Source organism: Leuconostoc lactis, from assembly GCF_007954625.1.
In the GTDB taxonomy this organism is placed as follows: domain Bacteria; phylum Bacillota; class Bacilli; order Lactobacillales; family Lactobacillaceae; genus Leuconostoc; species Leuconostoc lactis_A.
Genome location: NZ_CP042420.1, coordinates 367575 through 390925 on the forward strand (window position 1 = coordinate 367575; position 23351 = coordinate 390925).

Consider the following 23351-nt stretch of genomic DNA (forward strand, 5'->3'; position numbering starts at 1 on the left):
AAATAAAGCAAATTGCAATACTTTTATTTAGGCTTCGTCCAAGACCGTGTCGACATCGGCAAAGTCCAATTCTGTTGGTGTTTCACGACCAAAGACTTCCACCGTTGCTTCAAGCGTTTGCTTTTCCGCATCCACACTGACAACTGTACCTTCCATGCCCGCAAATGGGCCAGCAATAATTTTAACGATTTGACCAACTTCAACGTCAAGGTCAACCACTTCACGTGTGACCATCCCCATCCGCTTCATCAACAAATCAACTTCTTCAGGCAACAAAGAATTTGGCTTTGATCCGGCACCGTGCGAGCCCAAGAAACCAGTAACACCTGGCGTGTTACGGACAACGTACCAAGCTTCATCTGTCATGTTGTAATCTTGTGGTGTGGCCATTTCAACCAACACATACCCTGGGAAGTCATTTTCAACTGATGTCTTGGCTTCACCATCTTGAATCGTTGTGACTTCTTGTTCTGGCACCAAAATACGGAAAATTTGTTCTGTCATCCCCATTGTTTGTGTACGTGATTCCAAGTTAGCCTTCACTTTATGTTCATAACCTGAATACGTGTGCACAACGAACCATGACTTTTCAATGTCGTCTGTGTTTGGTGTTGGTACAACATTTTCTTCTGGTAATTCGTTATTTTCTGTCATTTTAATTGTCGGTACCCTTGCGGGTACACCGCCCTTTCTTTCATTCGATATAAAAAAGAACCTCTTTTAAGAAGTCCTTGCGTTAGTTACAGTATACTATATTTTCTGTTTTTGAGCTATTACTTCATGACGAAGTTAATACCTTGTTGTAAGAGCCAGTCCACACCGCCTAAGAAAATCGCGAAGATGATCGACACGGTAATCACCGTCACTGTTTCCTTTGATGCTTGCGCTTCGGACAACCATGTCACATTTTTCATTTCGTTTGCGACATTTTTAAAGTATCTCACCATGGTTGGTTGCCCCCTTTACTTTGTTTGTTGATGCAATGTGTGCTTGCCACAAAAAGCACAGAACTTATTCACTGCTAAACGTTCTGTCCGATCTTTTGACAATGCTACTGTGTAATTGCGTGAGCCACATACTGTGCACGCGAGTGATACTTTTTGACTAGCCATAATAGGTCTCCGTTAAATTTCATTTCTAGCATAACACTTACACGCGTAAAACTCAACGTTGCGCAACGCCGTATAAAATCAGATCAAGTAGATTTCGGACGCGTGTCGTTAAATCATGGGCATCAGTGAGCGCATGGAAGTCACTAAACAACGGTGCCAAACTTGTAATATAAAATGCACTCGCCATTTTGGCATCAACATGTTGCCTTAATTGCATCGCCTCTTGATCAAAAAAACGTGCAATCGGACCGACATAATGCCGGCCAAAAACCATGCCTAACGTTTGTTTACTATCTGGCGAAAGCACATCAAAACTACCGTGAATTAAAGTGAAAACATCACGCGGATGCCGATTTACAATCACCTTAGTCATGTCGACTAGCTGATCAACTGGCTGCGGATAGGGCCGTGCCAAGATGGCGAGCATCTCATCAGCAACTTGTTGTCCAACGACCTTGATCACCTCAACAAATAAGGTTTCTTTGTCACCAAAGTAGTGATATAACGCCGGTTGGGTAATATTTAACGCTTTGGCAATATCACGTGTTGTGGTTTGTTCAAACCCGTGCGCCAAAAATTGGTCTGTCGCAGCGGCTATAATGCGATCACGTGTCGCTGTATTTGTCTGTGATTTGGTTTCCATATTGTTAGTTTACACCATTTCAAATAAAATGCAGCATGACTTTCGTCATCCTGCACTGATTTTTTAGATTTTACGACTGGCTTAATTCGTTCTTGAAATTTTGCCGCTGCTTCATCCGATAGTATGAGACTAACAAAATCGTCAAGACAAGCCACCACAACGCTAAGATTAACAAATCTTGCTGGACTGCCCCGCCAAAAATAATCGCCGTCGTCACACGATACAAAGCTGCTAGCGGCCATACCATATCACTCATATGCACAACCGTTGGTATCGTCTGGGCTGGGCTGATGCTTAACACAAAGATTACCTGCAAAATCAACAAGACAATGCTTAGCCACCAGCCTGCCTGTCCAAGCCACTGCTTCAAATACCAAACCAGACTCATCATGACCCAGGCGGCTAACAACGTCGCCCCAGCCATTAGCCAAATATTACCAATCGTCACATGCCAAAACGGCGCACTACCGACCATCAAGCCAACAGCTAACAAGCTGAACACGCCCGCTAGTTGGAAATTTTCCCACCACTGTTCTAAGGCTAACGCCTCTTGACGTGTTGCTTTCACAGGTAGTAGTAACCCAAACAATACAGCCAGCACTGTCACGGCCACCACCAATAATTGTGGCAATAAGGTTTGTCCGGTTTGCTTAATGGGTTGTAAATCAACCGTCTGATAGCGTATCATCTGCGTCAATGGTGACGCATCGTGCTGATCCGCCTGTTCACCCAACATACTGTTAAGCTGACTGGCCACGTCAGCTTGGCCTTGCTGTAGCGCATTGGCACCAGCTTGAATCGTGCCTGATTGCTCACTTAACGCTTTAGCCTGTGATAAATTAGCACTGATTGTGCCAATGCCACCAACAATCGTAGTTTGCATCGTATAAGATAGATTATTAATCGCCACTGCCATGGCCTGAATTTTTGCTGTGTCACCAGCATTAACGGCATCATTTAGTTGTGCCGAATAATTTGCCAATTTTGCCACCGCATCATTGGCGTTATCCTTTAAATCACTGGCAGATTGCGCATCAATACGATTCCCAACAACTTGCAAATTCACTTGCAAATCATCTGCTTGCTGCGAGAGTTGTTGACTTTGTTGCGCAATTTTTTTCAACGCCGTGTTATTTGCCGGACCAACTAGCAACGCGTTATTCTGACGGGTCAACGCTGCTGATAATGCCTGTGTGAGGTACTGGGCAGCAAATGGGCTTTGCCCACTCGCTAGCCACTGTGAAATTGGCGCAACTTGACCAGTTTGTTTAAAGTCAGCCAATTGTTGTGTCAACGTTGCTGGCATCATCACGACACTATTGACCTTACCAGCGCGCAAAGCTGCTTTGGCTTGTGCTACGCTGCGATAATCAACCGCGGTCAACGCTGTATCTTGATGCAATAACTTGCTAAAATCAGCCCCAATATTGCGCTGTTGATCTTGATATTGACCACCACGATCTTGATTGACAACCGCAACACGTAGTTTAGTTGCCTGTTGGTTCTGATGTCCTAAAACACCCAGCATACCGGCTACCAAGATGACCGGTGTGATCGTGGCTACTAGCCACTTCACGAGCTGTCGCTTATTTTTAAATAGGGATTGCCAACTGAACATAAAAAAACCTCTTTTATCTATTATTACTAGCATAACGATAAAAAGGCTTTTTGGGGTTATCTTTATAAAGTTTTATGACTTTTACAACATTTTTGCGCGTTGGTCATACTGACGCAACTACACAATACACCATTATTCGCCTGCAGTCTCCAACAAACCATAGCGGCCATCCTTACGCTTGTAAATGACAGCATCTGTGTTGGTTTCTGCATCCTTGAAGATGAAGAAATTGTGCGCTAACAAATCCATTTGTAGGGCTGCTTCTTCAGGTGACATTGGCTTCAAATCCACATGCTTTGTTCGTACGACTTGGATTGCATCATCGTCCACTTCTGTTTCAGGAATTTCACCTTCTGCATCAATGCCCTTGAAGCCAGTTGCACGTGACTTACGATTAATCTTCGTCTTATACTTACGTACTTGACGTTCAAGCTTATCAGAAACTGCATCAATCGCTGCATACATGTCAGGGTCAATAGCTTCCGCGCGTAAAACAACGTACGGTAGTACAATGGTAACTTCGGCCTTATCAGACTTATCAGACTGGTAAGTTCTCAAATTGACATTAGCAGTCGCTTTTTCGCCGATGTAACGGTTCAACTTTGTCAGACGCTTCTCCACATACTCACGAAGGGCATCTGTTACCTCGATATTCTCGCCTCGTACATTAAAATCTAACATAATCAATTCCTCCATCTAAGTTACTACATTTATTATACCATAGCTGTAAGCGTTTTCTGTAAAAATGTTCATTTTCTCATCATTAACGCGCCAATGACAAACTTTTGACCTCTTTTGCGCCTAATTGGTATAACAATGCTGCTGCATGATATAACGTGTTGCCTGTTGTATAGACATCATCAACAAGTAACACGCGCTGATCACCCAAATCTTTGGTCACCGCAATGGAAAATGGCTGTTTTCGGTGTAAACGGGCCGCACGATCTCGCTGTGACTGATGTGCCTTTTGCTGTTGCGTCACTTGCAGTAATGCCTGATAAGGGACCCCTTCAAATAGTCCTAGCGTTTGATTAAATCCCCGTCGTAACATCGTATCATGACTAACCGGTACCGGCACAACCATATCCATAGCCATAGTATGCACTTTTTGAATTAACTCACGATTAAATACGGAACGCAGCAGATAATCCCCGTTAAATTTATACGCCTTCATATACTGTCGCATCGCCTCATTGTATTGATATAACGCACAATGCGCTAATAATTGCTGCCCTTGTTGTTGCCAACGGCGACAATCTTGACACAACGTATCATCAACTTGTTGTCGGCCGCAACCAGCACACGCTGCCGTAATACTTTGAAACCGTTGCCGACACGGCTCACAAATTACCGCGTTGTCCAATGTTATCACGCCGAGTGCTTGCAACAGATTCAGTTCGTCGTGTATTGGTTGTTGACATAGCAAACACATCATGTCACACCACCTAACTTTTGGCCACGTCGATTCATTTGCCTAATTTGATGCCGAGCAGCTAAAACGTGGTAATTAACGTGAGTCACATAGGCGATAACTAACCCACTCGGATAGTCAGGATGCCGGCCGACACGGCCTGCCATTTGAACCAAAGCATTTTCACTAAATACCGGCTCTTCCGCGCCCAAAATCAACACATCTAATGCCGGAAACGTCACTCCACGTTCCAAAATCGTGGTCGTCACAAGAAATTGCACGGTCCCATCTCGCATGCGTTGCACTCTTGCTTGGCGCTGCGCATCGTCTGCGGACACATAATCCCCTAATTGTTCGGGGAATCGCTGACTTAAGGCCGCATAAATTGGTTTAAGATCTGCAATATGTGGCACAAAAATCAATAAACGCCGTTTGGCCATTAAGCGTTGTTGAACCTGTTGATAAAAATGCATCGGCAGTTTGTGTCGCCAATTGTTCACCAGCCGCAGTCGTATCTCGGGTAATAAATGTTGATGAAAGCGTAATGGGAGATAGGAAACGGCCAGTTGTTGCCGCTTGACTCGTTGACGTAATTGCTTTGTCGGCGTTGCCGTCAGATAAATCACCGTACTTTGGTTTTTTTTGGCTTTGTTCACAGCAAAGTTAAGCATGGCATCCCCAGCGAAGGGAAAGCTGTCAACTTCATCAATAATTAGTACGTCAAAAGCCGCTGAAAAACGTAACATTTGATGCGTTGTCGCTAAAACCAACTGCGTATAGGCATAGGGTTGCGGTTGTTCGCCATACAAAACGACCAGCGGTGTCTGTTGAAAGGCTGCTTGTAAGCGTGGCGCCAGTTCCAAAATCACATCAATGCGCGGTGACACAATGGCAACGCGTTGTTTTGCTTGCAGCGCGCGATGAATGACTGGAAAGAGCATTTCGGTTTTACCCGCACCCGTCACCGCCCAAACTAAGTGTGCCCGTTTTTGAGTTAACGTTGCCAATAAGGCACGACTGACCTGTCGTTGTTGCGCCGTCAATTGTCCGGTCCACGTTAATGTCGTGTCACCGTTAAATCGGTTGGGTTCTGGTAGCGATACTAATACATCCAACGTACTCACACGTCCCAATGCTAAACACGCCCGACAATAAAATTGTTTGTTAGGGAGTGCCTCGCGTTGGCTTTGCCCACAGCGCTGACAGATCGTGTGATGAAAGGCTGGGACAACCTGACAAGTAGTTGGGATAGGATCAATCTTTGCTTGCACAATTTGTCGACCATAATATTTTTCCATACGCTATAATACGATATATGGACAAGTACATCACAATCGCCCCAGATCAGTTTGTCTGGGAACAAGACATTAAAAAATCACGTTTTATTTTAAATATTGCCCGCATCACGTCAGAAGAAGATGCCCGTGCGTTTATCGAGAAAATTAACAAACAGCACTATAAGGCTACCCACAATGTGTTTGCCTATTTATTAGGCGATAACGATCAAATTCAACGCTATTCCGACAACGGTGAGCCGAGTGGCACCGCAGGCGTGCCGATGCTTGAAGTGCTACAAAAAAACGGCATCCATGATGTCGTTGCTGTCGTCACCCGCTATTTTGGCGGCATTAAGTTAGGCGCTGGTGGGCTCATTCGTGCGTATGCCGGTACAACCGCCGACGGCATCAAGGCCGCTGGTCTAGTGGAACGGTTGACGCGGACCAAAGTGACGCTCACCGTCGACTACAAACAAGCCGACACATTACAATACTGGTTAACCACACATGATTATCAAATTATGACCACCACTTACGATACGGCGGTCCATCTGGTCGTGCCAGTTGCCGAAGTGGAACTGCCAGAATTCCAAGCGACATTGACTGATTTTCTGGCCGGTAACATTAAATTTCAAATTGGTGAAAAAACTTTCTTTGAAATTTCGACAAAATAGGCTATAATTGAATAGTTATGATCCGCTAGTGTAATGGATCGCACGCAAGATTCCGGTTCTTGAAATCCGGGTTCGACTCCCGGGTGGATCATCATAACGCTCGATATATAGGCGTTTACAGGCAATTTGTAGCACTGTTGTAACATCACAACCATTTAAAACGCAACTCAAGCAGTTGTGTTTTTTATTTAAAAAATAGAAAAAGTACCAATCTCTGATAGAGATTGGTACTTTTTTGATATAAGACAACTTACAAATCTTCTTTATCCACCGTCATGGCAGCTGGTTCTGGCGATACCACTTGATGGCCAGTTTTGTTCATAATTTGTTCAAACAAGAAGCCTTCACGTAGCCCACTTTGTGAAAAGATCACTTGTCGGCTCTCTGTAAAGAGCAAGATTTCAACTAACGGTAACAACCCACCAACGATGATATCCGCTCGCTCCTTGGCTAAGCCAGGGATCTTTTTACGCCCGTCTAACCCTTCACTCAAAATATTGTCATAGATTGCCGCGACTTCACCAATGCTCATATGATAACCGTGAATGGGCATGTCTTGGACTTTATTTTTTTTGCGACTAATTTTGGCCAACGTTCGGTTACTCCCACCAAGGGCAATCAAAGGCATATTCACCGATTCACGCAACCACGAAATATCACCAAACAATTGCCGTAGCGACAAAATCGCACGGAACAATGCCGCGGCAGATACCTTATCGCGTTCAAGGTAAGCTTCTGAAATATTCACCGCCCCCACTGGCAAACTCACTGCATGCACAGCCTGACGATTACGCACAAGCACCAATTCTGAGGAGGCACCACCAGTATCTAGAATTAAGGCATCATTGACTGAGAACGTGTTAATAATACCGACATAGTCAAAATGCGCTTCTTCCTCACCAGATAGAATACGTAATGGAAAGCCCATGGTTTGCTCAAACTGCTCTAAAAACGCGGCTTGATTACTAGCCTGACGCACCGCTGCCGTCGCAACCGCGTAAGTTTCAAGCTTAGTTTGGTCGTAGTCTTTTAAGGCTTTTTTGAATTTTTCTAACGCGGTAATGGTCCGCTTAATCGCCTCTTCTTGTAAGACTTTATCCGGTCCCATCCCCGCCGACAACCGCACCATTTCTTGAAAGCGCGCTAAGACTTCGTATGAGCCGTCACTATGGTAGCGACTCACCGTCATACGGACTGAGTTTGATCCTAAATCAATCACTGCAATTACTGTCATATGTCCCCTCGACCTTCTTCATTTAAAAACGGGTTATTCAACGGTTCAAAACGTCGCGTCACTTCAGTTGCAGCCACCCGATCTTGGCTATTTTTCTGCGCTGTCAACGACTCTGCAATAAACATTTCTTGTGCATTGTAGGTCATAACACCACGGCGATCTTTCTTCAAAAATGTGCCGTCCGGTTGTAACACCCGGGTTTTGACATTATCCTGCCACATCGTCTGGAAAATGTCACGTACTTGATCGCGTAAACGGTCATCTTTAAGTGGAAAAAGTAATTCCACTCGACGATCAAGGTTTCGCGTCATTAAATCGGCAGATGACAAATAAACTTTTGGTTGGCCACCATTTTCAAAACTATAAATCCGGCTATGTTCCAAAAAACGCCCAACAATTGAATGCACCTCAATCGTATCACTAACTTCTGGAATCCCCACTTTTAAAATCGTAATACCGCGAATAATAAGTTGGATGGGCACCCCTGCGCGACTCGCCTCATAAAGGTGGCGCACGATTCGTTCATCAGATAGTGAATTGAACTTCATTTTAATCCCAGCCGGAAGCCCCGCTTTGGCATTAGCAATTTCATTAGCGATTTGTTCATATAAAAATTCACGAATACCATCTGGTGACATGTGTAATTGATGGAAAAATCCTGGATCTGAATAACCTGTCAAAATGTTAAAAATCGAGGCGACATCTGCCCCAAGTTCGGCATCACTGGTTAACAGCCCCATATCCGTATAGAAATTTGCCGTGACATCATTATAATTACCCGTACCAAGATGGACATAGCGTCGAATAGTATCATCTTCTCGTCTGACGATTAAAGCGACTTTAGCGTGGGTCTTTAACCCCCGCAGGCCATAAACAACATGGACGCCTTGTCGCTCTAACTCACGCGCCCAATGAACGTTATTTTCTTCATCAAAACGCGCCTTAATTTCCACTAACACCGTGACTTGCTTACCACGTCGTGCGGCTTCACCCAACGCCTTAATAATGGGTGATCTCCCCGAAACACGATACAGTGTCATTTTAATCGCGAGTACTTGGTCGTCTTGTGCTGCCGTTTGAATCAAACGGACCACTGGTTTAAACGCATCATAAGGGTGATGTAGTAGAAAATCCTGTTGGCGAATGCTATCAAACAGTTTTTCTGGTGCTAATGCCGGATTGTCAAACCCCTTAAAAGTCGGAAAACGTAATGTCGGGGCATCGAGTAATTTTAACCAAGCCGTTAAAAAAGTCAAATCAACGGGGCCATTGACCAAATACGTCCGGGCATCATCGACTTGTAAGAGTTTAACCAGTTTATTCTTCAGCGTCTTACTGGTCTCATGCGATAAGATTACCCGCATGATCCGACCCCGTTCACGTTCCTGCAGCTTTGACTGTACTTCTTGCAAAATATTGGGGGTATCTTCGTCATCACTCACATCCAATTCCATATCCCGCAAGACATGAAAAACAGTTGATTCTTTAATCGTATAACCAGGGAAAAGTGAGGCCAAAAACAGCTGTACCACTACTTCTATCAGGACAAATTGATTCGTTTCCGGCAAAGCAATCACGCGCCCAGAAGTTTCCGGCACTTGGAGCACCGCCAAATACTTCTCAGATTTTTCATTGTCTTTTTGAAGACGTACCCCAATGTTCAACGTATCATTAGCTAGGAATGGAAATGGACGTGTTGAGTCGATTGCCATCGGCGTTAAAACGGGCAGCAGCTCTTGTTCAAAAAAACTTTTCAAAAATATTTTTTGTTCCGTGGATAAGTCTTCTGCCGATAGCAGTTCAAATCCTTGGCGTTTCAGTGCTGGTAATAATCGGCGATTTAACACTTGATACTGATCTTTAATTTGTTGCCCAACAACTTGTGCGACGTGATCTAACTGTGCCTTAGGTGTTTCACCAGTGGCGTCAACCCGATTATGCCCCAACATCACCTGCTGTTGTAAACTCGCCACACGAACCATGAACCATTCGTCCATGTTCTTTTGCGTAATCGCTAAAAAATTGGCACGTTCCAGCAAAGGATTTTGCGAATCCCGCGCCTCAGCCAAAACACGATCATTAAAAGCCAACCAGCTGATTTCACGATTGACATAAAATTTTGAGTGTTTAAAATCAACCATCAACTTCTCTTTCCTTTTCGTTTTAACACAATGGGTAAACCAAATACGGCCTCAAAAAAGCGCGCCTTCTGCGTAAAGACAAAAATTTCTAATTGCAGATCGGCTAATGTTTGGGCCGTAATCGTAATCTGGTTCTCCCCAATTGAGACCGTTAACTGGGTAATTTTCTGTAAACGACTATCATCTAACGCGTCGGCTAATCGTAATAGTGCGGCCAATTTTGCAATGCGTAGACGTTGCTGGGGTGAAAAGTCAGCAACCGTGCGTAAGGCGCTGTCCGGCGTTTCTGCACTATGATACCGCGCAATCGCTGCAATCATGCGTTGTTCTACCGTTGACAAGCCATAAAAGTCAACACCAGTTAAAATATCTTCAGAATACTGATAATGTTTTTGTGAATTAATAAAACTCCCCACATCATGTACCAAGGCCGCCACCACTAATAGTAAGCGGTCACGTGATGTGAGATGATGGATTTTTTTGAGACGATCAAATAATTGCGTCGCAAAAGTTAAAACAATTTCACGATGCACCGGTTCAACCAAATAACGATCCGCAATACCACGTGCCGCCGTCACGATATCCGCTTCTGCTTGTGCATCATTAACCGATAAACCATCTAAAACGGTAATATCACTAATCTGCAACGTTGACACCTGCAGTGCTGACATGACATGCAAAAGTAATAACATTTCTGTGAGAATAAATGGCACATCATTAAAATCAACCGCATATTTTTCAATAATCGCTTGATCATTTAAATTAGCCAAATCGTCCGCTAACGTCTGAATAACCGCTTTTGACACACGAACACAATGCGCATGTTCCGGCAAGAATATCTGTTGCGCGGCGCCAGCGCCCAGTAAAATTAATGACTCTGCTGGCTGATAAGGTGGTAACATATGCCAAAAATCAGCTAATTTACTATTAATTAATTCTCTGGCAAAAGCCGTTTCCTGTGCGACCCCGATAGCCATATCATGAATGATTTGCGCCAATCGAATCGGCCCAACTGCTGAATGTTGTGAAAACACAAACCGTGCATTGTTAAAATAACTCAGATCAAGTCGCGCAGAGCTCATGCCCAAAACAAAAAATTGACCGTCTGTCGCACTGACCTTTTGCTGCTGATAAGCTTGCCGTAGCGCTAATTGCCGGTAAAAACTTTCTTGATTACCATTCAACCACTGTATTTTAAGGCCAGTTGCTGTTTCAATTTGATCGGCAAAATAAACCGCATTTTTCATCTGTGACAATGTTTCACTACCATATAATGTCACTTCTTTGACGGCATAATCGCGTAATAATTGTTGAAATTTATGCACTTGCGCTAACGCACGTCGCATAATTTCTGTTGTGAAAATAGGTGAGTTAATATCACTTTCACCAAAATCACGCGTCACTTTTTCAATCTTTTCCCCAGTTTTCTGATTAACGATCTGCAAGGCAGCCGAACTAGAATTTAATAAGATAATCCCCTGAATTGTTGCCATGTCCACCTCAAATGCTATCAATGTGATATTATCAGTTTATCACATAATATTCTCTTTTAATTCACGAAAAATATCATAATTCTAATTAATTTAAAATTTTCAAATTACTGATGGTATTTGAATGTACAACTTTCCTCATGATCATTAATGACTCCCATCCCCTGTAAAAATGAGTAAATGGTCACCGGTCCTGCAAATTTAAATCCGCGCGCCTTCATATCCTTGGCAACGCTTTGTGATAACTCATTTTGCGCTGGAATCAGAGCGACATCAGTCACATGATGATCAATCACCTGATCATTCGTAAACTGCCACATGTAATTTGAAAAACTACCAAATGCTGCTTGTACACGTTTAATGGCATGTGCATTATTAACCGTGGCTGCAATCTTCAACCGATTTCGAATAATTGTTGCATCATCGCGTAGCATTGCTTCATCTTGCGCAGTCATTTGGCTGACTTGTGTCAGATCAAAATTTTTAAAGGCCTGTTTCAAACCCGCTCGCTTGTTTAAAGCAATCTCCCAGCTGAGCCCGGCTTGAAAAATTTCTAACGTTAGCAGTTCAAACAATAACCGATCGTCTTGTCTAATGGGATGTCCCCATTCAACATCATGGTAGGCAACCATCGTCTCTGATGGCCGATAATGTGCCACCCACTGACATCTCGTCACTTGTTTTTCAACCATGTCAGCACCTTTCTTACGGGATCTTGGGCTCTTTTTTCTGCTGGACGGGTTTCCCAGTAAATAACATGGGCTACTGTCGCAACCGCCACTACACTAACGCCTAGCGCCAATATCGTTTTATTTGTCATCGTAAATAGCTACCTCTTCTCTTTTTTTGGTAAAAAAAAATCACACCAAAAGGTATGATTTTAAATCAAGTCACTGATTACTTTGCTTGGATAGCATCGCGTGCAGCAACTGACAAGTTATAGAATGATTGAATACCCTTGTATTGTGCTGTTGAACCCAACAATTCTTCAATACGGATCAATTGGTTGTACTTAGCGATACGGTCAGTACGTGACAATGAACCAGTCTTGATTTGACCAGCGTTTGTTGCAACAACCAAGTCAGAAATTGTTGTGTCTTCTGTTTCACCTGAACGGTGTGACACAATAGCAGTGTAACCAGCTTCCTTAGCCATTTCGATAGCTTCGAAAGTTTCTGTCAAAGTACCAATTTGGTTAACCTTGATCAAGATTGAGTTAGCGGCACCCATGTTAATACCCTTTTGTAGGTATTGTGTGTTTGTAACGAAGAAGTCGTCACCAACCAATTGTACCTTCTTACCCAATTCAGCAGTGATTGTTGCCCAGTCTTCCCATTCGTTTTCATCGATAGGATCTTCGATTGAGATAATTGGGTAACGTTCTGTCAAATCTTCAAGGTACTTGATGAATTCAGGTGTTGTGAATTCTTCACCTGTTGACCAACGCAACTTGTATGTCTTAGTTTCAGCATCATACAATTCTGATGAGGCAACGTCGACAGCAATAGCGATATCTTGACCTGGCTTGTAACCAGCAGCTTCAATCGCACGGATCAAGTACTTCAAAGGTTCTTCGTTGTCAGCAAAGTCAGGAGCGAAGCCACCTTCATCACCAACTGATGTTGCCTTACCGTCAGCTTCCAACAACTTCTTCAAAGCGTGGAATGTTTCGGCACCATAACGGATAGCTTCCTTAACTGTTGGGGCACCAACAGGCATGATCATGAATTCTTGGAAGTCAACCTTGTTAGCTGAGTGTGCACCACCGTTAATAACGTTCATCATTGGTGTAGGCAAAACGTATGAGTTAACGCCACCCAAGTATGAGAACAAAGGCACACCTAATTCATCCGCAGCTGCACGGGCAACAGCGATTGACACAGCCAAAATAGCATTTGCGCCTAACTTACCCTTGTTTTCTGTACCGTCGAGTTCGATCATAGCTTGATCGATTGCACGTTGGTCAGTTACGTCGAACTTACCAACCAAAGCCTTAGCGATAGCATCGTTAACATTGGCAACGGCCTTTGTTGTTCCCTTGCCACCAAAGCGTGACTTGTCGCCATCACGCAATTCAACAGCTTCGTGTTCACCAGTTGAGGCACCTGAAGGTACCATACCGCGACCGAAACCACCTAATTCTGTGATAACTTCTGCTTCAAGTGTAGGGTTTCCACGTGAGTCAAGAACTTCACGTGCGATAATATCAGTGATTAAAGACATCTGTCTGTTTCTCCTTTGGTTTATGGTTTTCTACCATGTATATTATATCACAGGCCAGTGGCTGAAACATAATTTGTGTACAAAATTCATGATCATTAAGAAGATATAGCCTGTTGTATCGCCTTTTTCAAACGGTATTGCATCTGTTCAAAACGCCGTGTCGTGCCCGGTATTGCGCCACTTTCAGCCCCTAACAACTGCAAAACAGTTTGTCGAAATTCTGGCGTTTTCGCAACCAGCGTTGTGTTCAACATTTCGCGTAATACGACAAGCTGTTCTGGATTATACGTATCTGTGCCGCAATCAATAACAGTTTCTGCAACATCATTTGTATCTGAAATCATTTGTTTTTCGAATTCAGATTTTGCGGTGTAATATGACCGAATTAAATCCGTTGCATGATTGGATAAGGCCGTCATAAAGTAAGTTGAAAATTTTGCTCTTGGCTGAATCGTGTCAAACCGCTGTACACAACGTAGTAAAATTTCTAACCCATCTGCATACCAGTCGTCAGCCGTGATGCGGCTACTCACTTTGCGTCGATGAATGTCAAACATCGCACCCTTTAAATGTTTAATTAAAACATTATACGCAATATCATGGCCATTTTGTGCCGCACGAACGGCAGCAAGTAATCTATCTTTCCCCAACACTAATCCCCCACACTACAAGTGGCAGTAGTTAGTATTCAGGTCATCAATCGATTAACGCTGCAACAACTACTCGCACACCATTACAGTGGGTTACGTGAGCTAAATCCTTGATAAATCAACAAACTTGCGGCAACACTGGCATTTAGACTTTGGACATGACCAACCATTGGAATGGTGAGCATGCCATCAACCTTTTTCTTCAACAAAGGTGAAATCCCCTTGCCTTCATTACCAATCACCAACGCCGTTGCACCTTTGGCATCCCAACGACGATAATCTTCCCCAGCCATATCGGTCCCAAAAATCCAAACACCACGGTCTTTGAGTTCATTAACCGTATTCACCAAATTCGTCACACGCGCAACCGGTACATATTCAATCGCACCGGTTGAAATTTTCGCTACTGTCGCCGTAAGCTGAACTGCCCGTCGCTTTGGAATGATAATTCCATGCACACCGGCCGCATCCGCCGTACGTAAAATCGACCCCAAATTGTGGGGATCTTCAATACCATCCAAGATTAAGAAAAATGGCGCTTCTTGGCGTTCTTCTGCCCGGGCAAACAAGTCATCGATTGTCGCATAGGTAAAGGCTGCGACACTCAAAACGACACCTTGATGATTGCCACCATCAGTCAATTCATCCAGCTTTGATTTTGGCGCTTGTTGAATGACTAAGCCTCTTTTTTTAGCTAGTTGGGTCACTTCATTGCGAATTTTATCTTGCAAGCCAGTCTGTAGCCATACTTTATTGATTTCTTGCGTCCCTTTTAGCGCGGCAACACTGGCATAATGGCCATAGACAAATTCGGCTTGGTTAGGCGTTTCTTGTTCACGTTTCATTTTACTGTTCTCCCTGATTCAACTTGTTCAAAAATCCATGTCATAAGTGATTGAATACGGTCATGTTGCTGTGATAGATATAAGAAACCAAAAAGGGCTTCTACCCCAGTTGAGACACGGTAGCTCACAACATCCGTATTTTTCGCTTTCGTATGCGATTTTGCATTCCGACCACGTTTGAAATAACTCAGTTCGGTATCGGTTAGCAGATTGTCTGTTATCATCAAGTCAAACAAAGCGGCATGCGCCTTGGCTGAAACATAGTGTTTACTGCGCTTTTGTAAGTCATTCACCTTGGTCAAACCAAGTGATAACAAATGTTGGCGCACTTCAAGTTCATAGATTGCATCGCCGATATAAGCCAACGATAACCCGTTCATTTGTTCATATTGTAAATTAGTCATACTCTTATTATACGCGAGATAACGTTTGTGCGTACGAGTTTCCTGACTAAAGTAAGAACTTCTTTAGTGTAATCGGCTTCGGGGATCACGCCTATATTTTTGGCCTAATTGGTACTTTTTGTGGCCTAATTGGTATGACAGGCGTTGATGGCACAAAAAAACGCTCACATGATTGTGAACGTTTTTTTGCTGAATTAGGCGTCGAATGACTTTGCGACGTCATCCAACTTTGGAATATCAGCAGATGCATCAGCTTCAGCGTCAGGTTGTGCAACCACATCCCCAACCACCTTGCTCTTAATCTTACGATATTCAGCCATACCTGTTCCGGCAGGAATAATCTTACCAATGATAACGTTTTCTTTCAAACCAACCAATGGATCGTTCTTTCCGCGGATTGCGGCATCAGTCAAGACACGTGTTGTTTCTTGGAATGATGCGGCAGACAAGAATGAGTTTGTTTCCAAGGCAGCCTTAGTAATACCAAGCAACACTGGACGTGCCGTTGCGGGTACCTGGCCAGCAAACAATGCTGGTTCGTTGGCGCGTTGGAAATCAGCAATATCCATCAACATACCTGGCAAAAGATTCGTTTCACCTGGATCCATGACACGTACTTTACGCAACATTTGACGAATCATGACTTCGATATGCTTATCTGACACTTCGATACCTTGCAAACGGTAAACCTTTTGGATTTCCGTCAACATGTATGATTCAGTCGTCAACGTATCTGTAACAGCCAACAATTCCTTTGGATCGATTGGGCCTTCGTTAATGGCATCACCACGCTTAATGGCATCACCTTCAGCAAAGCGCATGCGCGCAGCCAATGGCAATGTGTATGTCCGCGTGTCTGTTTCGCCTTCAATTGTCACAGCCTTTGTACGTTCGGCTGGATTTTCTTCGATTGAAACAACTGTACCAGTCACTTCAGAAATTTCTGCACGTCCCTTAGGAATACGTGCTTCAACAATTTCTTGCACACGAGGCAAACCTTGTGTGATATCGTTTCCACCGGCAACACCACCCGTGTGGAAGTTACGCATCGTCAATTGGGTACCTGGTTCACCGATTGATTGGGCAGCCACTGTTCCAACAGCTTCACCGACTTCAACTTCTTCACCAGTTGCCAAGTTACGACCATAATCCAACACAGAAACACCGTGTTCAGTCGTTGATGTGAAGACAGAACGGATTGTCACTTCTTCAATACCAGCAGCCACAATACGCTTAGCGATGTCTTCATCAATCATTTCGTTACGAGAAACAATCTTTTCACCAGTTTCTGGATCAAAGACTGACTTCATGGCATAGCGACCCAAGATACGGTCGTACAATGGTTCAACAACAGATGTGCCATCCATGATAGCGCGAACAGCCACACCACGATCAGAATTGTTGTTCCATTCACGCACGATAACGTCTTGCGCCACATCGACAAGTCGACGTGTCAAGTAACCAGAGTTGGCCGTCTTCAAGGCCGTATCTGACATTCCCTTACGAGCACCGTGGGTTGAAATAAACATTTCCATCACAGTCAAACCTTCACGGAAGTTCGCTGTAACTGGCAATTCAATAATCTTACCACCAGGACCCGCCATCAAACCACGCATACCGGCCAACTGCACGAAGTTAGAAATGTTACCACGCGCACCTGAGTCCTGCATCATGAAGATAGGGTTCGTTGGTTCGAAGGAAGCAATCAACTTTTCTTGGATAACATCCTTAGCCTTAGTCCAGATTTCGATGACACGTTGGTAACGTTCGTCATCTGTAATCAAACCACGACGGAACTGCTTTGTCACAGTTGCGACTTGCTTATGGGCGTCTTCCAAGATTGCTGGCTTATCTGGCAATTCAGTCACATCAGTCATTGATACAGTCAAACCTGATTCTGTTGACTTTTCATAACCAAGATCCTTCATGCGATCCAACAACAATGATGTTTCCGTCACCTTATAACGCTTGTAGACTTCAGCAATGATGTCTGACAAGAAGCCCTTCTTGAAGGAACCGACAACTGGTGTTTCCGCCAAGTAGTCATGAATGTTTTCACCAGCTTCAATAAAGAAGCGATCATCAACACCCTTGAAGTTTTCTTCAGATGGTTCGTTAATATAAGGGAAATCAACTGGCAAAATTTCGTTGAACAACAACTTACCAACAGAAGTTACCATAATCTTTGAACGTTGTTCATCTGTAAATGGCTTTTCTGCTGGGAATGATGATGTTTGGGTACCCACACGTGTATGATAGTGGACAACCTTACTTGCAAAGGCCATTTTTGCTTCCTCAACAGAAGAGAAAATCATACCTTCACCTTCACGACCAGCTTCTTCAGTCGTCAAGTAGTAGTTTCCAATCACCATATCCTGAGATGGGGCAACGATTGGCTTTCCATCCTTTGGTGCCAAAATGTGGCCTGCGGCAAGCATCAACAAACGCGCTTCAGCTTGTGCTTCATCAGACAATGGCACGTGAATGGCCATCTGATCACCATCGAAATCGGCGTTATAGGCTTCAGTAACCAATGGATGCAAACGCATGGCCTTACCAGAAACCAACACAGGTTCAAAGGCTTGGATTCCCAAACGGTGCAACGTAGGGGCGCGGTTCAAAAGAACTGGGTGTTCCTTGATCACGTCTTCTAATACGTCCATCACATCTTCATCAGCCTTGTCAATCTTACGCTTAGCAGACTTGACGTTACCGGCCAACTTACGTGTTGTCAATTCCTTCATGATGAATGGGCGGAATAATTCGATTGCCATTGGACGTGGCAAGCCCATTTGATTCATCTTCAAGAATGGTCCAACATCGATAACCGAACGACCTGAATAGTCGACACGCTTACCCAACAAGTTTTGACGGAAGCGACCTTGCTTACCCTTCAACATGTGAGACAAAGACTTCAATGGTCGGTTACCAGGACCAGCCACTGGACGTCCGCGACGACCGTTATCAATCAAGGCGTCGACGGCTTCTTGCAACATACGCTTTTCGTTTTGCACGATGATGCCTGGGGCATTCAAGTCAAGCAAACGCTTCAAACGGTTGTTACGGTTAATCACACGACGATACAAATCGTTCAAATCAGATGTGGCAAAACGGCCACCTTCCAATTGCACCATTGGTCGCAAGTCTGGTGGAATAACTGGAATAACATCCATTACCATCCATTCAGGCTTGTTTTCTGATTGCAAGAAGGCTTCAATAATGTCCAAACGACGTACGGCACGTACACGCTTTTGACCAGTTGCTTCTTGTAATTCACGCTTTAATTGATCTGCTTCGGCAGCCAAATCAACGCTTGCCAACAAATCTTTAATTGCTTCAGCACCCATGCCAGCCTTAAAGCTAGCACCATATTCGCGCTTCAATTCACGGTATTCACGTTCAGTCAACAGTTGCTTCTTTTCAACTGGTGCATCACCAGGTTCAATGACAACATATGACGCAAAGTAAATAATTTCTTCAAGTGAACGTGGTGACATGTCAAGGACAAGTCCCATACGTGATGGAATACCTTTGAAGTACCAAATGTGTGTAACAGGTGCAGCTAATTCGATGTGCCCCATGCGTTCACGACGAACTTTTGATGATGTTACTTCAACACCACAACGGTCACAAACAATTCCCTTATATCGGATTCGCTTGTACTTACCGCAGGCGCATTCATAATCCTTTGTAGGTCCGAAGATGCGTTCATCGAACAAGCCGTCTTTTTCTGGCTTAAGTGTTCGATAGTTGATCGTTTCCGGCTTCTTCACTTCACCATAAGACCATGAACGGATCTTATCAGGAGAAGCCAAACCGATTTGCATGCTCTCGAACTTGTTAACATCGATTGCCATCTATTTGCTGTTACCTTTCGTTATTTATTAAGTTAACGTTTGCATCCAGTTCTGACACGTTTGCTATAAGCTAAGTTCAATAATGCATTCAACCTACCTTATAACAAACGTGCCACAAACTGTGTCGCACGTTAATTGTATATGATTAAGCTTCGTCAGTTGTGTCTGTCATTTCTTGGGCTTCTACCTTAGAGAATGCAGCCGCAACTTCTTCATCTTCTTTGTTTAAGAGATCAGGATTTGAGCGTACTAACTTTTCAAGCGCATCTACTGGCAAGATTGAATCATCTTCATCCATTTGACGGAGTTCAACTTCATCACCTGCGCCATCCAAGACTTGCATATCCAAGCCAAGGGCTTGCAATTCCTTCACCAATACTCGGAATGATTCTGGCACGCCTGGACGTGGGATTGGTTCACCCTTAATGATTGACTCATAGACCTTCACACGACCTGCAACGTCATCTGACTTGTAAGTCAAAATTTCTTGCAAGGTGTAAGCGGCACCATAAGCTTCAAGGGCCCAAACTTCCATTTCACCGAAACGCTGACCACCGAATTGGGCTTTACCACCCAAAGGCTGTTGCGTTACTAATGAGTATGGTCCGATTGAACGGGCGTGAATCTTATCGTCAACCATGTGGGCAAGCTTCATATAATGCATGACACCAACACCAACACGCTTATCGAAAGCTTCACCAGTACGACCATCATAAACAACTGACTTACCATCACGTGGCAAACCAGCTTCACGCAAAGCCGCTTCGATTTCATCATCGCTAGCACCGTCAAAGACTGGTGAGGCAACGTGAATACCAAGTTCCTTAGCTGCATAACCAAGATGCAATTCAAGTACTTGTCCAATGTTCATACGTGAAGGCACACCCATGGGTGACAACAAGATGTCAATTGGGGTACCATCTGGCATGTATGGCATGTCTTCTTCAGGGACAACAACGGAAACCGTTCCCTTGTTACCGTGACGACCGGCCATCTTATCACCGACTTGGATCTTACGCTTTTGTGCGATGTACACACGTACCATCATGTTCACACCTGGAGCAAGTTCATCCCCATTTTCTGGTGTGTAAATGCGGACGTTTTGTACAACACCGCCACCACCGTGTGGCACACGCAATGATGTATCACGTACTTCACGCGCTTTTTCACCAAAGATGGCGTGGAGCAAACGTTCTTCGGCTGATAATTCAGTCACACCCTTAGGCGTTACCTTACCAACCAAGATATCACCGTCATGCACTTCGGCACCAACACGGATAATCCCGTTCGCATCCAAATCCTTCAACTGATCTTCACCAGTATTTGGAATTTCACGTGTGATTTCTTCAGGTCCGAGCTTTGTATCACGGGCTTCTGAATCATATTCTTCGATGTGAATTGATGTATAAACATCTTCACGGACCAAACGTTCGTTCAAGACGATGGCATCTTCGAAGTTATAACCTTGCCAAGTCATAAAGGCGATCAATGGGTTTTGTCCCAAAGCTAATTCACCCTTTTCCATTGAAGGACCATCAGCCAAAACTTCATCAGCTTCGACATGTTCACCTTCATGGACAATTGGCTTTTGGTTATAGTTCTTACCACCGTTAGAACGGCGGAACTTCATCAATTCGTAAGTATCTAATTGACCGTCTTCACGACGAACACGAATTTCACGACCATCGACATATTCAACGACACCAGCGGCGCGAGAAATCATGGCAACACCTGAATCGTGCGCAGCCTTATATTCGATACCTGTACCAACAAGTGGTGCATGCGGATCAAGCAAAGGCACCGCTTGACGTTGCATGTTGGCACCCATCAAGGCACGGTTGGAATCATCGTTTTCCAAGAAAGGAATCGCAGCTGTTCCAACAGAAACAACTTGCTTAGGCGAAACGTCCATGTAGTCAATGCGATCAATTGGTGTTTCGATGTTTTCTTCACCAAAACGGGCCATCACTGTATCGTGAACAAAGCTACCATCTTCATTTAATGGTGAGTTCGCTTGCGCCACAATGTAGTTATCTTCTTCATCGGCAGTCAAGTAATCGATCTTGTCGGTTACCTTGTGCGTTGTCCAGTCAACACGACGGTATGGTGTTTCAATGAAGCCATACTTGTTAATGCGACCATACGTTGCCAAAGAGTTGATCAAACCGATGTTAGGACCTTCGGGCGTTTCGATTGGGTCAATACGGCCATAGTGCGTGTAGTGCACATCTCGCACTTCAACGCCGGCACGGTCACGTGTCAAACCACCAGGTCCAAGGGCTGACAAACGACGCTTGTGGTTCATTTCACCCAATGGGTTTGTCTGATCCATGAACTGTGACAATTGTGATGAACCAAAGAATTCCTTCACGGCTGCCACAACTGGTCGAATGTTAATCAATTGTTGTGGTGTGACTGTGTTAGCGTCTTGGATTGACATCCGTTCGCGAACCACACGTTCCATACGTGTCAAACCAATACGGAATTGGTTTTGCAACAATTCACCAACAGAACGAATACGACGGTTACCCAAGTGATCGATATCGTCGACATTACCAACACCTTCTTGCAAGTTCAAGAAGTAGTTCATGCCTGCCAAAATATCAGCAGGACGGACTGTGCGATCATCTTCCCCGATGTGACCATTGCCAATCAAAAGCAATGTCTTTTCAGGGTTTTCAGGTGATTCGATCTTAATCTTTTGAAGCGTTACTGGTTCGTTTAGAACAGCATCGCCAGATGGTGTATACGTTGTTGTCTTAAAGTCTGGGCGATCCAAATATGGGCTAAGCTTTGACATCACTGTCTTATCAACTAATGTTCCCTTTTCGGCGATAATTTCACCTGAATCAGGATCAGCCAATGTTTCAGCCAATGTTTGGTTCAACAAACGTGTCTTCAATGACAACTTCTTGTTGATCTTGTAACGTCCAACTGATGCCAAATCGTAACGCTTTGGATCAAAGAAACGCGCAACCAACAAGGCACGTGATGAATCAGCTGTCTTTGGTTCACCCGGACGTAGTCGTTCGTAAATGTCCTTCAGCGCTTCTTCAACACGTGAATCTGACATATCTTTGTGCACGTCTTTTTCCAAAGTCATGTTCAAAGCGTCATATTGGTCTGAGAAGATGTCGATAATATCAGAATCTGAACCGAAACCAAGGGCACGGACCAATTCTGTCATCAACAACTTACGTGTCCGGTCAATACGTACGTTAGCGATACCCTTGGCATCTGTTTCGTATTCCAACCAAGCACCACGGTTTGGAATAACCGTTGTGCCATAGCGTGGGCGACCGTTCTTGTCATTTTCTTGGTTGTAATAGATACCAGGAGAACGCACAAGTTGTGAAACGATAACACGTTCAGCACCATTGATGATGAACGTCCCTTGTTCTGTCATCAATGGGAAATCACCAAAGAACACGTCTTGTGACTTGATTTCACCAGTTTCATGGTTCGTCAAACGCAAAGTAACGTGTAATGGTGCTGAGTAGTTGGCGTCGTGTTCACGCGCCTCATCAATGTTGTACTTTGGTTCCATCAACTTGTAATCAACGTATTCCAATGACAAGTTACCTTGGAAATCATCGATTGGCATGATGTCGCCAAACATTTCTTTAATACCTTCATCCAAGAACCATTGATATGACGCCGTTTGAATTTCAATCAAATTCGGCACATCAAGCACTTCTTTGATGCTAGCATATGAACGACGAGTACGGTGCTTACCGTACTTTACTAAATGTCCTGCCACATTTATCACCTC

General features: G+C 44.1%; 19 protein-coding genes. 1 reads left to right on the plus strand and 18 read right to left on the minus strand.

The window, feature by feature from the left end; all coding sequences use genetic code 11:
• Nucleotides 1-27 precede the first annotated feature (27 nt).
• The 8 genes from nusG to FGL80_RS01840 all read right to left on the minus strand — a co-directional run bounded on the left by nusG (nucleotide 28) and on the right by FGL80_RS01840 (nucleotide 6082).
• Nucleotides 28-654, minus strand: a complete 627-nt coding sequence (gene nusG / locus FGL80_RS01805; RefSeq protein WP_029509488.1) for a transcription termination/antitermination protein NusG — start codon at nucleotides 652-654, stop codon at nucleotides 28-30.
• 119 nt (nucleotides 655-773) lie between these two features.
• On the minus strand, nucleotides 774-947 hold the full coding sequence (secE, locus tag FGL80_RS01810) for a preprotein translocase subunit SecE (RefSeq protein WP_010001469.1): 174 nt from the start codon (nucleotides 945-947) through the stop codon (nucleotides 774-776).
• Nucleotides 948-962: 15 nt separating this feature from the next.
• Nucleotides 963-1112: a 50S ribosomal protein L33 gene (rpmG, locus tag FGL80_RS01815; RefSeq protein WP_010001468.1), complete on the minus strand. Its 150-nt coding sequence runs from the start codon at nucleotides 1110-1112 to the stop codon at nucleotides 963-965.
• Nucleotides 1113-1164: 52 nt separating this feature from the next.
• Complete coding sequence (locus tag FGL80_RS01820) at nucleotides 1165-1755, minus strand: TetR/AcrR family transcriptional regulator (RefSeq protein ID WP_055307381.1); 591 nt, start codon at nucleotides 1753-1755, stop codon at nucleotides 1165-1167.
• A 70-nt stretch (nucleotides 1756-1825) separates the two neighbouring features.
• Complete coding sequence (locus tag FGL80_RS01825) at nucleotides 1826-3373, minus strand: ABC transporter permease (protein ID WP_055307380.1); 1548 nt, start codon at nucleotides 3371-3373, stop codon at nucleotides 1826-1828.
• A 132-nt stretch (nucleotides 3374-3505) separates the two neighbouring features.
• Nucleotides 3506-4054 (minus strand): ribosome hibernation-promoting factor, HPF/YfiA family, encoded by a 549-nt coding sequence (gene hpf, locus FGL80_RS01830; RefSeq protein WP_055307379.1) that lies wholly within the window; start codon nucleotides 4052-4054, stop codon nucleotides 3506-3508.
• Nucleotides 4055-4136: 82 nt separating this feature from the next.
• On the minus strand, nucleotides 4137-4547 hold the full coding sequence (locus tag FGL80_RS09105; RefSeq protein ID WP_244297942.1) for a ComF family protein: 411 nt from the start codon (nucleotides 4545-4547) through the stop codon (nucleotides 4137-4139).
• A 257-nt stretch (nucleotides 4548-4804) separates the two neighbouring features.
• Nucleotides 4805-6082 (minus strand): ATP-dependent helicase ComFA, encoded by a 1278-nt coding sequence (locus tag FGL80_RS01840; RefSeq protein WP_055307377.1) that lies wholly within the window; start codon nucleotides 6080-6082, stop codon nucleotides 4805-4807.
• Between the two features lie 17 nt (nucleotides 6083-6099).
• Between FGL80_RS01840 and FGL80_RS01845 the strand changes: the two genes are divergently transcribed.
• The gene (locus tag FGL80_RS01845) at nucleotides 6100-6735 is read left to right on the plus strand and encodes a YigZ family protein (protein ID WP_055307376.1); all 636 of its coding nucleotides are present in this window, start codon (nucleotides 6100-6102) and stop codon (nucleotides 6733-6735) included.
• Between the two features lie 250 nt (nucleotides 6736-6985).
• Here the strand turns inward: FGL80_RS01845 and FGL80_RS01850 are convergent, their stop codons facing one another.
• The 10 genes from FGL80_RS01850 to rpoB form a co-directional block, all read right to left on the minus strand.
• Nucleotides 6986-7969 carry a Ppx/GppA family phosphatase gene (locus FGL80_RS01850; protein ID WP_055307375.1) on the minus strand — a complete coding sequence of 328 codons (984 nt, stop codon included), beginning with the start codon at nucleotides 7967-7969 and terminating at the stop codon, nucleotides 6986-6988.
• A complete protein-coding gene (locus tag FGL80_RS01855; protein ID WP_055307374.1) occupies nucleotides 7966-10110 on the minus strand; it encodes an RNA degradosome polyphosphate kinase in 2145 nt (714 codons plus the stop codon). Before FGL80_RS01855 ends, FGL80_RS01850 begins: the two co-directional genes overlap by 4 nt.
• Nucleotides 10110-11603 (minus strand): Ppx/GppA phosphatase family protein, encoded by a 1494-nt coding sequence (locus FGL80_RS01860; protein ID WP_055307373.1) that lies wholly within the window; start codon nucleotides 11601-11603, stop codon nucleotides 10110-10112. Before FGL80_RS01860 ends, FGL80_RS01855 begins: the two co-directional genes overlap by 1 nt.
• A 104-nt stretch (nucleotides 11604-11707) precedes the next feature.
• Complete coding sequence (locus FGL80_RS01865) at nucleotides 11708-12292, minus strand: DNA-3-methyladenine glycosylase I (RefSeq protein WP_055307372.1); 585 nt, start codon at nucleotides 12290-12292, stop codon at nucleotides 11708-11710.
• A gap of 205 nt (nucleotides 12293-12497) precedes the next feature.
• The gene (gene eno / locus FGL80_RS01870) at nucleotides 12498-13823 is read right to left on the minus strand and encodes a phosphopyruvate hydratase (RefSeq protein WP_010001698.1); all 1326 of its coding nucleotides are present in this window, start codon (nucleotides 13821-13823) and stop codon (nucleotides 12498-12500) included.
• Nucleotides 13824-13918: 95 nt separating this feature from the next.
• Nucleotides 13919-14473, minus strand: a complete 555-nt coding sequence (locus FGL80_RS01875; RefSeq protein ID WP_055307441.1) for an RNA polymerase sigma factor — start codon at nucleotides 14471-14473, stop codon at nucleotides 13919-13921.
• Between the two features lie 83 nt (nucleotides 14474-14556).
• Nucleotides 14557-15318 carry a 23S rRNA (guanosine(2251)-2'-O)-methyltransferase RlmB gene (gene rlmB, locus FGL80_RS01880; protein WP_029509476.1) on the minus strand — a complete coding sequence of 254 codons (762 nt, stop codon included), beginning with the start codon at nucleotides 15316-15318 and terminating at the stop codon, nucleotides 14557-14559.
• A complete protein-coding gene (locus FGL80_RS01885) occupies nucleotides 15315-15722 on the minus strand; it encodes a Mini-ribonuclease 3 (protein ID WP_010003348.1) in 408 nt (135 codons plus the stop codon). The genes rlmB and FGL80_RS01885 overlap by 4 nt, the downstream gene beginning before the upstream one ends.
• Nucleotides 15723-15916: 194 nt before the next feature.
• The gene (rpoC, locus tag FGL80_RS01890) at nucleotides 15917-19579 is read right to left on the minus strand and encodes a DNA-directed RNA polymerase subunit beta' (protein ID WP_147001777.1); all 3663 of its coding nucleotides are present in this window, start codon (nucleotides 19577-19579) and stop codon (nucleotides 15917-15919) included.
• Nucleotides 19580-19724: 145 nt separating this feature from the next.
• On the minus strand, nucleotides 19725-23339 hold the full coding sequence (gene rpoB, locus FGL80_RS01895) for a DNA-directed RNA polymerase subunit beta (RefSeq protein ID WP_147001778.1): 3615 nt from the start codon (nucleotides 23337-23339) through the stop codon (nucleotides 19725-19727).
• Nucleotides 23340-23351: the final 12 nt, after the last annotated feature.

Bases quoted from the DNA above. Each gene is read 5' to 3' on its own strand.
- FGL80_RS01860 (WP_055307373.1), bottom strand. From the start codon at position 11,603: ATGGCAACAATTCAGGGGATTATCTTATTAAATTCTAGTTCGGCTGCC.
- rlmB (WP_029509476.1), bottom strand. From the start codon at position 15,318: ATGAAACGTGAACAAGAAACGCCTAACCAAGCCGAATTTGTCTATGGC.
- FGL80_RS01885 (WP_010003348.1), bottom strand. From the start codon at position 15,722: ATGACTAATTTACAATATGAACAAATGAACGGGTTATCGTTGGCTTAT.
- FGL80_RS01855 (WP_055307374.1), bottom strand. From the start codon at position 10,110: ATGGTTGATTTTAAACACTCAAAATTTTATGTCAATCGTGAAATCAGC.
- FGL80_RS01845 (WP_055307376.1), top strand. From the start codon at position 6,100: ATGGACAAGTACATCACAATCGCCCCAGATCAGTTTGTCTGGGAACAA.
- FGL80_RS01825 (WP_055307380.1), bottom strand. From the start codon at position 3,373: ATGTTCAGTTGGCAATCCCTATTTAAAAATAAGCGACAGCTCGTGAAG.
- FGL80_RS01820 (WP_055307381.1), bottom strand. From the start codon at position 1,755: ATGGAAACCAAATCACAGACAAATACAGCGACACGTGATCGCATTATA.
- rpmG (WP_010001468.1), bottom strand. From the start codon at position 1,112: ATGGCTAGTCAAAAAGTATCACTCGCGTGCACAGTATGTGGCTCACGC.
- FGL80_RS09105 (WP_244297942.1), bottom strand. From the start codon at position 4,547: ATGAAGGCGTATAAATTTAACGGGGATTATCTGCTGCGTTCCGTATTT.
- eno (WP_010001698.1), bottom strand. From the start codon at position 13,823: ATGTCTTTAATCACTGATATTATCGCACGTGAAGTTCTTGACTCACGT.
- rpoC (WP_147001777.1), bottom strand. From the start codon at position 19,579: ATGGCAATCGATGTTAACAAGTTCGAGAGCATGCAAATCGGTTTGGCT.
- nusG (WP_029509488.1), bottom strand. From the start codon at position 654: ATGACAGAAAATAACGAATTACCAGAAGAAAATGTTGTACCAACACCA.
- secE (WP_010001469.1), bottom strand. From the start codon at position 947: ATGGTGAGATACTTTAAAAATGTCGCAAACGAAATGAAAAATGTGACA.
- FGL80_RS01865 (WP_055307372.1), bottom strand. From the start codon at position 12,292: ATGGTTGAAAAACAAGTGACGAGATGTCAGTGGGTGGCACATTATCGG.
- FGL80_RS01850 (WP_055307375.1), bottom strand. From the start codon at position 7,969: ATGACAGTAATTGCAGTGATTGATTTAGGATCAAACTCAGTCCGTATG.
- hpf (WP_055307379.1), bottom strand. From the start codon at position 4,054: ATGTTAGATTTTAATGTACGAGGCGAGAATATCGAGGTAACAGATGCC.
- FGL80_RS01840 (WP_055307377.1), bottom strand. From the start codon at position 6,082: ATGGAAAAATATTATGGTCGACAAATTGTGCAAGCAAAGATTGATCCT.